Origin of the sequence: Comamonas sp. Tr-654, from assembly GCF_011752915.1 — a bacterium.
Classification (GTDB): Bacteria; Pseudomonadota; Gammaproteobacteria; order Burkholderiales; family Burkholderiaceae_C; genus Comamonas.
This window is the reverse complement of the sequence record NZ_VWWQ01000001.1, coordinates 969,656-983,255: the sequence shown is the minus strand read 5'-3', so window position 1 is coordinate 983,255 and position 13,600 is coordinate 969,656. Positions and strand designations below refer to the sequence as shown.

Below are 13,600 nucleotides of genomic sequence, written 5' to 3'. Positions count from 1 at the left end.
CAGCGGGAAAAAGTCTACCGACCGGTAGATTGGCGTCAGTCGCTAGCAAAAATGGTGAAAGGAGACAAGTATGAAATGGGTTATGCGAGCAGTGGCCGTCTCGGCCATGGCCGTGAGTGCAGGTGGAGCCTGGGCTCAGAAGGGCGAAACCGTCAAGATCGCCTGGATCGATCCCTTGTCGGGCCTGATGGCCGCCGTGGGAACGAATCAGCTCAAGACCTTTCAGCTGCTGGCGGAGGAGTTCAACAAGAAAAATGCCTCGGGCGTGAAGTTCGAGATCGTGGCGCTGGACAACAAGCTCAGCCCGCAGGAAACCACGGCCGCGCTGCGCTCGGCCATGGATCAAGGCGTGCGCTATGTGACGCAGGGCAATGGCTCGGGACCGGCGCTGGCCATCATGGATGCGCTGGAAAAGCACAACAGCCGCAACAAGGGCAAGGAGCTGCTCTATCTCAACTACGCGGCCGTGGACCCGGACCTGACCAACAGCAAGTGCAGCTACTGGCATTTCCGTCTCGATGCCGATACCTCCATGAAGATGGAGGCACTGACCACCTACATGAAGGACGATGCCGAGGTCAAGAAGGTCTACCTGATCAACCAGAACTACGGGCACGGTCAGCAGGTGTCCAAGTACGCCAAGGACCTGCTCAAGAGAAAGCGTCCCGATGTGCAGATCGTGGGCGATGACTTTTCTCCGCTGGCCCAGGTACGCGACTTCGCGCCCTATGTGGCCAAGATCAAGCAGTCGGGTGCCGATACGGTGATCACCGGCAACTGGGGGGCCGATCTGTCGCTGCTGCTCAAAGCCGCCAATGACGCCGGCCTGAACAACGTCAAGTTCTATACCTATTACGCGTTTGGCGCCGGCGCTCCCACCGCCATGGGTGCGGCCTCCGACGGCAAGGTCTATACCGTGACTTACGGGCACTACAACATGGGAGCGCCGATTCAGGCCAGCATGGAGAGCTTCAAGAAGAAGTTCAACGACGACCTGACGCAAAGCTCGATCTACCATGTGTTCGCCTTGCTGGATGCGGCCTTTGTCAAGACGGGCTCCACCGACCCGGTCAAGGTGGCGGCGGCTCTCGAAGGCATGAAGATCAAAAGCTTCAATGGCGAAGTCGAAATGCGCAAGAGCGACCACCAGTTGCAGCAGGGCCTGTACATCTCGAAGTGGCAGAAGGCGGGTGGCAAGTTCCCCTATGACGCCGAAAACACCGGCTACACCTTCGCGCCCGTGAAGTACTACGAGCCCTATGTGGCCAGCACGCCCACCAGCTGCCAGATGAAGCGTCCGTCCTGAGTCAGGCTCGCATATTCTCACCCTCCCTCGTGCTGCAGCATCCGCACCGACCAGAACGCATAACAGGTGCAGTGCTGCAGCGGTCTTTTCGCTCATGAGAACAAGGCAAGTCGATGACGCCTGAATTTTTCACCATATCCATGCTCAACGGCGTGAGCTACGGGCTGCTGCTCTTCATGCTCAGCTCCGGTCTGACGCTGATCTTCAGCATGATGGGCGTGCTGAATTTCGCCCACACCAGCTTCTACATGCTGGGCGCGTATTTCGCATACACGCTCAGCGGCATCATCGGGTTCTGGCCCGCGCTATTTTTCAGCCCGGTGCTGGTGGGCGTGCTGGGGGCGCTGTTCGAGCGCTACAGCCTGCGCCGCGTGCACAAGTACGGTCATGTGCCCGAGCTGCTGGTGACTTTTGGCCTGTCCTATCTGATTCTGGAAGTGGTGCAGCTCGTCTGGGGGCGCGGCACCGTGCCCTATGCGCTGCCTGCGGCGCTGCAGGGGCCGCTGTTTACCTTGTACGGCACGCAGTTCCCCAAGTCGCGCTCCTTTGTGATGCTGGTGGCGCTGCTGATGCTGGTGGCCGTCTGGCTGTTGCTGACGCGCACGCGCATCGGCCTGGTGATCCAGGCCGCGCTGAAGAACCCCGAAATGGTGGAGGCGCTGGGCCACAACGTGCCGCGCGTCTTCATGCTGGTGTTTGGCGGCGGCTGCGCGCTGGCAGGTCTGGCCGGTGTGATCGGTGGCAACACCTATGTGACCGAGCCCGCCATGGCGGCCTCCGTGGGCTCCATCATTTTTGTGGTGGTGGTGGTCGGCGGCATGGGCTCGCTGGCCGGGGCTTTCGTGGCTTCGCTGCTGATCGGCGTTGTGCAGACCTTTGCCGTGGCGCTGGACTGGTCGCTGGCCGGCCTGTTCAGCTCCATGGGGCATCAGGTCAATGAATCCACCTTCGGCTGGCCCGTGCTGCGGCTGACGCTGTCGCAGGTCGCGCCGATTCTGCCCTACCTGTTCCTGGTGCTGATTCTGATCTTCCGGCCCAAGGGCCTGCTGGGTACCAGAGGAGATTGAGCCATGTCTTCGATTGCAAAAACACCCATGAATTCTTCTGCTGCAGACAAAGCTCGGGCGCAGGCACATTACCGCTTCAAGCCGTTGAACATAGGGCGCATTCTGGTCTGGGGTCTGTTCGCGCTGGCGCTGATCGTGGCGCCGCTGATCTTCACCAGCTCGCTGGCGCTGACCATGCTCAGCCAGATCGGCTATCTGATCATCATCTGCCTGTCCTACAACATCCTGCTGGGACAGGGTGGCATGCTGAGCTTCGGACATGCGGTCTATACCGGCCTGGGCTCGTTCCTGGCCATCCATGCCATGAACAAGGCCGCCGCAGGCGAGATGGCCATTCCGCTGGTGCTGATTCCCATCGTGGGCGGCCTGGCGGGCATGTTCTTCGCGGCGCTCTTCGGCTATGTGACGACCAAGAAATCGGGCACCACCTTTGCCATGATCACCATGGGGCTGGGAGAGCTGGTGGCCTCCATGGCACTGATGTTCCCCGAGTTCTTCGGCGGCGAGGGCGGCATCACCACAGACCGTGTCTACAGCAAGTTCTTCGGGCTGGACTTCGGCTCGGGTCTGCAGGTGTATTACCTGATTGCCGTGTACTGCTTCGTCTGCACGGCCGCCATGTTCGCCTTCACCGGCACGCCGCTGGGGCGCATGCTGAATGCCGTGCGCGACAACCCCGAGCGTGTCGAGTTCGTGGGCTACAACACCCAGCGCGTGCGCTACTTCGCCTTCATCATTGCAGGCTTTTTTGCGGGTATCGGCGGCGGACTGACGGCCATCAATTTCGAGATCATCACGGCCATGGACAGTGTCAGCGTGGTGCGCTCGGGCGGCTATCTGCTGTTCACCTTCCTGGGCGGCGCCACCTTCTTCTTCGGCCCCATCATCGGTGCGGTGCTGCTGGTGCTGGCTTCGGTGCTGCTGTCCGAGCTGACCAAGGCCTGGCTGCTGTACCTGGGCCTGGTGTTCCTGCTCATGGTCATGTATGCGCCCGGCGGTGTGGCCAGCCTGATCATGATGAATCTGCGCGTAGCCAAGTTCGGCCATTTCAAGCGCCTGCTGATGCCCTATCTGGGCATTCTGGCGGCCGGCATCGTGACGGTGGTCGGTGCCGCGTCGCTGATCGAGATGATCTATCACATGCAGCTCAACGCGGCGCTGGGCCCCAAGGTGCCCTTCATGGGCGCCGAGCTGGACACCAGCGCAGCCTCCACCTGGACCGTGGCGATTGTGGTGTTCGTGGTGGGCCTGGGCCTGCTGGAGGGCGTGCGCCGCCTGACGGCCCGCCGCTGGGGGCGCATACAGGAAGCGATCGAAGAAAGCATCAAGAAAGGGGAGGGCTGAACCATGTCCAGCATCGCCATCCATCAACCGGCTGCGCAAGTGGTGCAGCAGTCCTCTCATGCGCTGGAGCTGCGTGATCTGCGCAAGAGCTTCGGCAAGACCGAAATCATTCGCGGCGCCAACCTCGCGGTCAATGCCGGCGAACGTATCGCCATCATCGGCCCCAACGGTGCCGGCAAGAGCACGCTGTTCAATCTGATCAGCGGTCGCTTCGAGCCCAGCAGCGGCGAGGTGCTGCTGCACGGCCAGCGCATCAACGGCAAGAAGCCCTTCGAAATCAATCGCATGGGGTTGTCGCGCAGCTTTCAGATCACGAACATCTTTCCCAAGCTCTCGGTGTTTGAAAACCTGCGCTGCAGCGTGCTCTGGAGCCTGGGCTATCGCTACAGCTTCTGGCGCTTTCTCTCCAATCTGCATGACGCCAACGAGCGCGCCAACGAGCTGATGGAGATGATCGGCCTGCACCGCAAGCGCGACACGCTGGCGGTGAACCTGACCTATGCCGAGCAGCGTGCGCTGGAGATCGGTATCACCATCGGCGGCGGTGCCAGCGTCATCCTGCTGGACGAGCCCACGGCCGGCATGAGCAACAGCGAAACCGCGCATTTCATCCAGCTGATCAAGAAGGTCACCGAAGGCAAGACGCTGCTGACCGTGGAGCACGACATGGGCGTGGTCTTCGGGCTCGCGGACAAGATTGCCGTGGTGGTCTATGGCGAGGTCATCGCCTATGACACGCCCGAAGCCGTGCGTGCCAACGCCAGAGTGCAGGAAGCATATCTGGGATCTTCCGTCGCAGACCAACAGGCAGGAGCGCATTGAGATGCTGAAGATCAACGATTTGCATGCCTACTACGGCAAAAGCCATGTGTTGCATGGCGTGGACTTCGAGGTCCATGCGGGCGAGATCGTGGCCTTGCTGGGGCGCAACGGTTCGGGCCGCTCCACCACGGCCAAGGCCATCATGGGCCTGGTGCACTGGGAGGGGGCGCTGGACTGGAAAGGCAAGAACCTGAACGGCAAAAAAGCCTATGAGGTGGCCCATCTGGGTATCGGCTATGTGCCGGAGAGCCGCGATGTGTTCCCCAATCTGACCGTGCATCAGAACCTGATGCTGGGCCAGAAAGGCAAGGGCAAAAGCAGCCGCTGGGGTTTTGACGATATGTATGCCATGTTTCCTCGCCTCAAGGAGCGCCAGCACACCGAGGCCGGCGTGATGTCGGGCGGCGAGCAGCAGATGCTCACGCTCTGCCGAACGCTGATGGGCGACCCGGATCTCATCATCATCGACGAACCCACGGAAGGGCTGGCACCCAAGATCGTGGAGCTGGTGGGCGAATACCTCAAGAAGATCAAGGATCGCGGCGTGTCCGTGCTGCTGATCGAGCAAAAGCTGACCATTGCCATGAATATCTCGGATCGGGCCCTGGTCATGGGCCATGGACATATCGTGTTTGACGGCACTCCCGAGACCCTCAGGGCGAACGAAAAGGTTCGCAAGGAGTGGCTGGAGGTTTGAGGTGAATCTCGCCCTGGGGCGCCTCTAGCGCCTTTCCCCCTGCCTCGCCTTGCGGGAGGGGGAGGATGCCATCGCCCGGGCGCCCTCGCCGCACCGCGGCTTGCATGGCATCTCTGACGGGGATGGCGTCAGTGGTTGTGGCCCAGGGATGTCTCATTGAGGACAAGCATCAGTTGCGCAACGCAGCAAAACTCGGAAAATAAAAAACGCACGACCGTTCTTTTCTATTTATTGAACAGGGGACAACAGCATGACTGCTGAATACAAAGTGGACGGAGCCATTGCCGTCATTACCTTGAACAACCCGCCGGTCAACGGCCTGGGTCTGGCCACCAGACGAGGTGTGGTCGAAGGTTTGCGCCAGGCTCTGGCCGACAATGCCGTCAAGGCCATTGTGATCACCGGGGCCGGCAAGGCCTTCTCGGGCGGAGCCGATATCACCGAATTCGGCAAGGAAGATGCCTACCGTGAGCCGCACCTGATTTCGGTCATCCAGCAACTGGACCTGTCGACCAAGCCTGTGATTGCTGCGATCCACAGCGTCTGCATGGGGGGCGGGCTGGAACTGGCGCTGGGCTGCCACTACCGCATTGCGGCTCCCGGCACGGCCGTGGCGCTGCCCGAGGTCAAGCTCGGCCTGCTGCCAGGCGCCGGCGGCACCCAGCGCCTGCCGCGCGTCTTGGGTGTGGAAGCCGCGCTCAACATGATCGTCAGCGGCGAGGCCGTGATGAGCGAAATGCTGGCCACGCTGCCCGGCCAGAAGCTGTTCAACAAGATGTCGGCCTCGGCCGAGACGCTGCTGGCCGAGGCCAAGGCCTTGGCGCTGGAGGTCGCCGATGTCCGCCCGCTGCCGCGTGTGCGCGACTTGTCCTGCAAGCATCCCCAGGGCGAGGCCTATTTCGAGTTTGCCGCCACCATGGTGCAGGGGATGTCCAAGAACTTCCCTGCGCCCTTGCGCTGCCTGGAAGCCGTCAAGAACGCCACGACCAAGAAGTTCGACGACGGCATGGTAGCCGAGCGCGAAGCCTTCATGCAGCTGATGATGACGCCCGAGTCGCGTTCGCTGCGCCATCTGTTCATGGCCGAGCGTGCCGCCTCCAAGATCCCCGACGTGCCCGCAGACACGCCAGTTCGCGAAATCCGCACTGTGGGCGTGATCGGTGCCGGCACCATGGGCGGCGGCATCTCCATGAACTTCCTGAATGCGGGCATTCCCGTCACGATTCTGGAGACCAAGCAGGAAGCCCTGGACCGTGGCGTGGCGACCATCCGCAAGAACTACGAAGCGCAGGTCAAGAAGGGCAAGCTCTCCGAGCAGAAGTACGAGCAGCGCATGGGCCTGCTGTCCACCACGCTCAACTATGGCGATCTGAAGAATGCCGACCTCATCATCGAGGCCGTGTTCGAGGAACTGGGCGTGAAGGAGCAGGTCTTCAAGCAGCTTGATGAAGTGGCCAAGCCCGGCGCAATTCTGGCATCCAACACTTCGACCCTGGATGTGGACAAGATCGCCGCCTTCACCAAGCGTCCGCAGGACGTGGTGGGCATGCATTTCTTCAGTCCCGCCAATGTGATGAAGCTGCTGGAAGTGGTGCGCGGTAAGGCCACGGCCAAGGATGTGCTGGCCACGGTGATGAAGGTGGCCAAGAAGATCAAGAAGACGGCCGTGGTCTCTGGCGTCTGCGACGGCTTTATCGGCAATCGCATGATCGAGCAGTACTCGCGCCAGGCCGGCTTCCTGCTCGACGAAGGCGCATCGCCACAGCAGGTCGACAAGGCCATCGAGAAGTTCGGTTTTGCCATGGGACCGTTCCGCATGGGCGATCTGGCCGGCAACGATATCGGCTGGGCCATCCGCAAGCGTCGCCATGTCGAGCAACCCGACATGAAGTACAGCGCCAGCGCGGACCGTCTGTGCGAGCTGGGCCGCTTTGGTCAGAAGACCGGTGCGGGCTGGTATGACTATGTGCCCGGCAAGCGCGACGCCATCCCTTCGGAGGTGGTGACCAAGATGATCGACGAGCATCGCAAGAGCCTGGGGCTGACGCCGCGCAAGATCTCCGACGAGGAAATCGTGCAGCGCCTGGTCTTTGCGCTGGTCAACGAAGGCGCGCACATTCTGGAGGACGGCATTGCGAGCAAGTCCGGCGATATCGACATGGTGTATCTGACCGGCTACGGCTTTCCGCTGTGGCGCGGCGGCCCCATGCACTATGCGGGCGAAGTCGGCCTGTTCAATGTGGTTCAGGCCATGGGCCGCTTTGCCCAGAATCCCAACGACGATGCCAAGTTCTGGCAGCCCGCTCCGCTGCTGGTCAAGCTGGCCGCCGAAGGCAAGCAGTTCAGCTAAGCGCCGCGCACACAGACCTTGAGACGTCGTAGCGAAGCCTTGTCGTACTTACTCGTACTGCCTGCGGCTTCGCTCCTCGTCTCCAACGCAAATCGTCGATTTGCTGGCCTGTGTGAACGGCGATCTGCCACGAAATACCCAGAATCAAAGGACAGAACATGACATCCGCAGTGATTGTTTCTACCGCGCGCACTCCGCTGGCCAAGAGCTGGAAGGGCGCTTTCAACATGACTTATGGCCCCACCCTGGGTGCCCACGCCGTCAAGGCGGCTGTGGAGCGCGCAGGCATTGAGGGCGCCGAGGTCGAGGACGTGATCATGGGCATGTCCCTGCCCGAAGGCACGACGGGCGGCAATGTCGCCCGTCTGATCGCCATGCGTGCAGGTCTGCCGGTCACGACATCGGGGCTGACCATCAACCGCTTCTGCTCCTCGGGCCTGCAGGCGATTGCGCTGGCTGCCCAGCGCATCATCGCGGGCGAGAACGATGTGCTGGTGGCCGGCGGTCTGGAGAGCATCTCCTGCGTGCAGCCCCACCTGAATCCGCACATGGCTTTCGATCCCGAGCTGACGGCCATGAAGCCCGAGATCTACTGGAGCATGCTGCAGACTGCCGAGCAGGTGGCCAAGCGCTACAACATCAGCCGCGATGCCCAGGACGAGTACGGCGCATCCAGCCAGCAGAAAGCGGCTGCGGCACAGGCGGCCGGCCTGTTTGAAGCGGAAATTGCTCCCATGAAGACCGTCATGGGCGTGGCCGACAAGGTGCGCGGCCTGATCACCAAAGAGGTGACCGTCAGCAAGGATGAGGGCATTCGCGAGGGCACGACCAAGGAAGGCATCAGCGGTCTGCGCAGCGCGCTGCCCGGCGGGGTGATTACCGCCGGCAATGCGAGCCAGTTCTCCGACGGCGCCGGCGCCTGTGCCGTGGTCAGCGAGGAATACGCCTCACGTAAGGGCCTCAAGCCCCTGGGCCGTTTCCTGGGCTTTGCCGTGGCCGGCTGCGAGCCCGACGAAATGGGCATCGGCCCCATCTACGCCATTCCCAAGGTGCTCAAGAAGCTGGGTCTGTCGATCAACGATATCGACCTGTGGGAGCTCAACGAAGCCTTTGCCGTGCAGGTCATCTACTGCCGCGACAAGCTGGGCATTCCGGCCGACAGGCTCAACGTCAACGGCGGCGCGATTGCAGTGGGCCACCCCTATGGCGTCTCGGGCCAGCGCCTGACGGGCCATGCACTGATCGAGGGCAAGCGCCGCGGCGCCAAGCGTGTCTGCGTGACCATGTGCATCGGCGGCGGCATGGGCGCGGCAGGCGTGTTTGAAGTCCTGTAAGCAGGGCTTGGGTCAAGCCGTCTTCTGGCCACCTGGGGGTTGGGGCTGGAGGCGGCTTTTTTCTCCTCTGGGTTTATAAAATTGATAGCTTTGATCGCTTTATGCATAAGCGGTGAGGCCTGTTCTGATAGGTAATCTATGCGCCTGCGTTCCACCATTGACTTTCTGCTCTACGACTGGCTGCAGGCCGAAGGGCTGACCAGTCGCTCACGCTTTGCCGATCATTCGCGTGATACCTTTGATGCGGTGATGGATACCTGCGAGCGCATCGCGCGGGAGAAATACGCGCCCTTCAACCGCACGGTGGACTTGCAGGAGCCGCAGTTCGATGGTGAGAAGGTCATCCTGCCCCAATGCACCTATGAAGCGCGCGAGGCCTATGCCGACTCGGGCATGCTCAGCGCGGCCCAGGACTACGAGATGGGCGGCATGCAGCTGCCCTATACCGTGGAGGCGGCGGCCAACTGCTTTTTTGCAGCGGCCTCGATCAGCATTGGTTCGAACATGCTGACCTCGGGCAATGCCAACGCCATCATGGCCCATGGCACCGAGCGCCAGAAAAAAGTCTTTGCCGCCAATGAGTTCAACGGCCGCTGGGCCGGCACCATGGCCTTGTCCGAGCCGCAGGCGGGCTCCTCGCTGTCGGACATCGCCACGCGCGCCGAGCCTGATGGCGTCGAGTACGAGAGCGATGCGCTGGGGCCGCGTTATCGCCTCAAGGGCAACAAGATGTGGATCAGCTCGGGCGACCACGAGATGACCGAGAACATCGTGCACCTGGTGCTGGCCAAGATTCCCGGCGCCGATGGCAAGACCATTGCGGGCGTGAAGGGCATTTCGCTGTTCATCGTGCCCAAGAAGCTGGTCGATGCCGAGGGGCGGCTGACTGGCGAGCGCAACGACGTGGCCCTGGCGGGCCTCAACCACAAGCTGGGCTGGCGCGGCACGACCAATACCTTGCTCAATTTCGGCGAAGGCAGATACCCGGTGCGCGGCCAGCATGGCGGGGGCCTGGATGGCCGCGGCGCGGGTGCGATCGGCTATCTGGTCGGCAAGCCCGGCGAGGGCCTCAAATGCATGTTCCACATGATGAACGAGGCGCGCATCTCCATCGGCATGGCGGCTTCCATGCTGGGCATGGCGGGCTACCACGCCAGTCTTGAATATGCGCAAAGCCGCCCTCAGGGCCGCCCCATAGGCGAGGGCGGCAAGGATGCGAGCCGGCCACAGTCGCGCATCATCGAGCATGCCGACGTCAAGCGCATGCTGCTGGCGCAGAAGGCCTATTGCGAAGGCGCGCTGGCCCTGAACCTGCTGTGCGCGAGGCTGGTGGACGAGCAGTACACAGGCCAGAGCCAGGAGGCGGCAGAAGCCAGGCTGCTGCTGGAGGTGTTGACGCCGGTGGCCAAGAGCTGGCCCAGCGAGTTCTGCCTGGAAGCCAATTCGCTGGCCATCCAGATCCATGGGGGCTATGGCTATACGCGCGACTTCGCGGTCGAGCAGTACTGGCGCGACAACCGCCTGAACATGATTCACGAGGGCACGCATGGCATCCAGGCCATGGATCTGCTGGGCCGCAAGGTCGTCATGGACGGTGGCAAGGGGCTGCAACTGCTGGCGGCCCGCATCAACGCCACCATCCAGCGTGCCGTGCAGCATGAAAAGCTGGCAAGCCATGCCAACCAGCTGGCGCGGGCATTGGCCGATGTGGGCGCCGCCACCAAGGCGGCCTGGGCGAGCGGCAATCCCCAGGAGGCCCTGGCCAATGCCGTGCCCTATATGCAGGCCTTCGGCCATATGGTGCTGGCCTGGATCTGGCTGGATGTGGCGCTGGCCGTGCTGGCCATGGACAGGGATCTGGCGATTGCCGCCCATCGCGGCAGCATGGCGGCGCAGCGCTACTTCTTCCAGTACGAGCTGCCGCGCATCGGTGCCTGGCTGCAGGTGGTCAAGGCGCGCGACATGACCTGTGCAGGTATGGAGGAAGAGGCGTTCTAAGCCGCGCAGCACAACAAAAAGGCCCGCGTCAGCGGGCCTTTTTGTTGTCGAGCGCTCGGCTCAGGGCCTTTCGCAGTTATCGCTCATGCCCACCATGCCGGAGAGCTTCTGCAGGCTGGAGCGCTGTTTCAGGCACTCCTGATAGCTGGCTTCAGCGGCTTTTTGCTGCGCCACCTGGGTGGCCTTGGCACGCTCGGCGCGCAGCTGGGCGATGCGTTCGCGAATCTGCGGCATCAGCGCCGCAGCCGCCTTCTCGCCTTCCACAATCGCATGGCTGCGCTGAGCGAAGTCGGCCGGGCCGATGTCCAGCACCTTGGGGCGGATGATGATGTCGGCGCGTGCCAGCTCGGCCTGGCCCAGCTTCTGGCCCATGATGGCAATCGACTGATTGAGCGCGCCCAGCATATTGGCCGGGGTCTTGCCGCTGGCCTTGTTGGAGATGTCCACTGCAATCACGATGTCGGCCCCCAGATTGCGCACGGCATCCACGGGTACGGGGCTGACAATGCCGCCGTCCACATAGTGGTACTTGCCGATGGTGACCGGCTGAAACACGCCGGGCACGCTGCTGGAGGCGCGCACAGCCTGGCCCACGTTGCCACGGGCAAACACCGTGCGTTCGCCGTCTTCCAGGCGCGTTGCGATGGCGACAAAGGGCTTGGCCATCTGCTCCAGCGGCTTGCGGTGCACCTGTTCGTTCACATAGTCTTCGAGCTTCTGGCCCAGTACCAGACCGCCGGAGGACAGTTGCAGGTCGCGGATCTTGGCCTCGTCCAACGCTACAGCTTTTTCCTGCAGCTCGAAGGCGTTCATGCCGCTCGCATAGAGCGCGCCCACCACGCTGCCGGCGCTGGTGCCGGCCACGAACGAGGGAGTCAGGCCATTGGCCTCGAGCATCTTGATGACCCCGATATGGGCAAAGCCCTTGGCCGCGCCGCCGCCCAGGGCCAGGCCGATCTTGATCGCGGGGGCCGAGGCGGTGGCGGTAGGCGGCTCGGGTGTCGCTGCGGGGCTGGGCGGATTGCTGCCGCAGGCGGCAAGGCCAAGCAGACTCAAACAGAGCAAAGGGCGCAAAAAAACGTTCGGGCGCATGCCGGGAAATCCTGCTGTCATTAGGGCGCAAAGTATAGCGATGGGTGCCGGAGTCGGTGATGTGCGGGTTTGCTTGTCAAAAAGCATAGCTTTCATCGCTTGCCTGTAAATCGTTTGAGGCATGTATCCCTTGTTTGGCCTATGCGCGAGCAAGCCGCCCTGTCGACAATGTCCCCATCGCAAGCAAGTGGCTGGCCCGCTCTGACGACGCGGCAGGATGAAGGCCTGCGCGCTCTGTCCCTGATGCGGGAGCGGCACCATGAAGAGGCAGCAGATGTCGCAAGGCAATACATGGCAGGCGGAAGTCGCAACGGCACAGGCCGCAGTCTGGTGGGTGGGCTTCGGCCTGGTGGTGGGAGTGCTGGGGGCAGCGCTGATCAGCCCGCTGTATGCGCTCTACCAGCAGGACTGGCAGTTGCGGCCCAGCGATATCTCGCTGATTTATGTGCTCTATATGTGCGGTGGGCTGTGCGCCCTGCTGTTTCTGGGGCGTTTGCCCGATCGCATCGGTTTCCAGCGCGTGATGCTGTGCTTTCTGTGTCTGACGCTAGTGGGCACGCTGATCTCGATGCTGGCCTGGAATCTGCCCAGCCTGATCGTCGGGCGCTTTGTGGTGGGGCTGTCCTCAAGCCTCATCACCATCAGCGCCACCACGGGACTGACGCTACTGGCGGCCAGCGGCGCCACCCGTCTGCAGCCTCGGCGTGTGGCCATGGTGGCCAGTTTTCTCAACGTGCTGGGCTTTGGCCTGGGGCCGCTGATCGGCGGTGTGGTCGGGCAGTGGCTGCCTTGGCCCTTGGCGACGGCCTATCTGGTGCCGCTGGTATTGGGCTGCATTGGCGTGGCCGGCGTCCTCATGGTCAAGCTGCCTGAGTCGGCGCAGCTGAATGCAGGGCGGCCTGCCCAAGCGGCTGCTCGCCTGCGCTGGCAGGACTGTCTGCCGCGGCTGACCTGGCCTGGGCGCGAGGACTCCCGGGCGTTTGCGCTAACCTGCGGCTATCCGTTCGTGGCGTTTGGCGTGTTCGGGCTCTATGCCTCCATGGCACCGCTGTTTCTGCAGCAGATGATTGCCTGGAGCGGCCCCGTGGTCAGCGGTACGGCCATTGCGGTGATCCTGCTCGTCTCTGCGGGCATTCAGCTCCTGGCTGCCAATCTGCCGCTGCATCGCTGCGGCTTTGCCGGGATGGCGCTGCTGGCGCTCAGCAACGCCGTGCTGATGTTGAACCTGCAGGCCCGATCGATGCTGCTGTTTGTCCTGGGAGTGTGTCTGACGGCGCTCGGGCATGGCATGTGCATGCTGGCCGGCATGAGCATGGTCGGCCGTCTTGCGGGGCCTGACAACCGGGCAGGCTTGCTGTCCACCTATCAGACCATAGGCTTGCTCGGCTCCATGCTGCCCATGCTGGTCGTGGGCTGGATTGCCGACCGCTGGAGCATCACGCTGGCCGTGAGCCTGTTTGCCTGTTTTGTCATGCTGTTGGCTACCCTGTTGGGACTGGCATTTGCGTGCCATCCGCGCATACGGGAGGCTGTGGACTGAGGCAGGGCTTTCAGACAGTTTCTGCAAAGAACAGAAACTAACATTCATTA

At 62.5% G+C, this 13,600-nt stretch carries 10 protein-coding genes; 9 read left to right on the top strand and 1 reads right to left on the bottom strand.

Annotation, left to right across the window (positions count from 1 at the left end):
• The first annotated feature begins 70 nt into the window (after nt 1-70).
• The 8 genes from F3J24_RS04455 (at nt 71) to F3J24_RS04420 (ending at nt 10,918) form a co-directional block, all read left to right on the top strand.
• The gene (locus tag F3J24_RS04455; RefSeq protein ID WP_043373759.1) at nt 71-1,306 is read left to right on the top strand and encodes a branched-chain amino acid ABC transporter substrate-binding protein; all 1,236 of its coding nucleotides are present in this window, start codon (nt 71-73) and stop codon (nt 1,304-1,306) included.
• 113 nt (nt 1,307-1,419) lie between these two features.
• Entirely contained in the window at nt 1,420-2,373 is a 954-nt protein-coding gene (locus F3J24_RS04450; RefSeq protein WP_043373756.1) for a branched-chain amino acid ABC transporter permease, read from the top strand.
• Between the two features lie 3 nt (nt 2,374-2,376).
• Entirely contained in the window at nt 2,377-3,717 is a 1,341-nt protein-coding gene (locus tag F3J24_RS04445; protein WP_043373754.1) for a branched-chain amino acid ABC transporter permease, read from the top strand.
• Nucleotides 3,718-3,720: 3 nt separating this feature from the next.
• Nucleotides 3,721-4,539 (top strand): ABC transporter ATP-binding protein, encoded by an 819-nt coding sequence (locus F3J24_RS04440; protein ID WP_051962206.1) that lies wholly within the window; start codon nt 3,721-3,723, stop codon nt 4,537-4,539.
• Between the two features lies 1 nt (nt 4,540).
• Entirely contained in the window at nt 4,541-5,236 is a 696-nt protein-coding gene (locus F3J24_RS04435) for an ABC transporter ATP-binding protein (protein ID WP_003053748.1), read from the top strand.
• Nucleotides 5,237-5,486: 250 nt separating this feature from the next.
• Complete coding sequence (locus F3J24_RS04430; protein WP_167003048.1) at nt 5,487-7,586, top strand: 3-hydroxyacyl-CoA dehydrogenase NAD-binding domain-containing protein; 2,100 nt, start codon at nt 5,487-5,489, stop codon at nt 7,584-7,586.
• Nucleotides 7,587-7,744: 158 nt separating this feature from the next.
• Nucleotides 7,745-8,920, top strand: a complete 1,176-nt coding sequence (locus F3J24_RS04425) for an acetyl-CoA C-acyltransferase (RefSeq protein ID WP_003069486.1) — start codon at nt 7,745-7,747, stop codon at nt 8,918-8,920.
• A 138-nt stretch (nt 8,921-9,058) separates the two neighbouring features.
• The gene (locus F3J24_RS04420) at nt 9,059-10,918 is read left to right on the top strand and encodes an acyl-CoA dehydrogenase (RefSeq protein ID WP_167003046.1); all 1,860 of its coding nucleotides are present in this window, start codon (nt 9,059-9,061) and stop codon (nt 10,916-10,918) included.
• Nucleotides 10,919-10,978: 60 nt separating this feature from the next.
• Here the strand turns inward: F3J24_RS04420 and F3J24_RS04415 are convergent, their stop codons facing one another.
• Nucleotides 10,979-12,010, bottom strand: coding sequence for a patatin-like phospholipase family protein (locus tag F3J24_RS04415; protein ID WP_167003044.1), 1,032 nt, complete (start codon nt 12,008-12,010; stop codon nt 10,979-10,981).
• A gap of 274 nt (nt 12,011-12,284) precedes the next feature.
• On the opposite strand from F3J24_RS04415, the gene F3J24_RS04410 reads away from it, so the two are divergent.
• A complete protein-coding gene (locus F3J24_RS04410; RefSeq protein ID WP_167003479.1) occupies nt 12,285-13,550 on the top strand; it encodes an MFS transporter in 1,266 nt (421 codons plus the stop codon).
• Nucleotides 13,551-13,600: the final 50 nt, after the last annotated feature.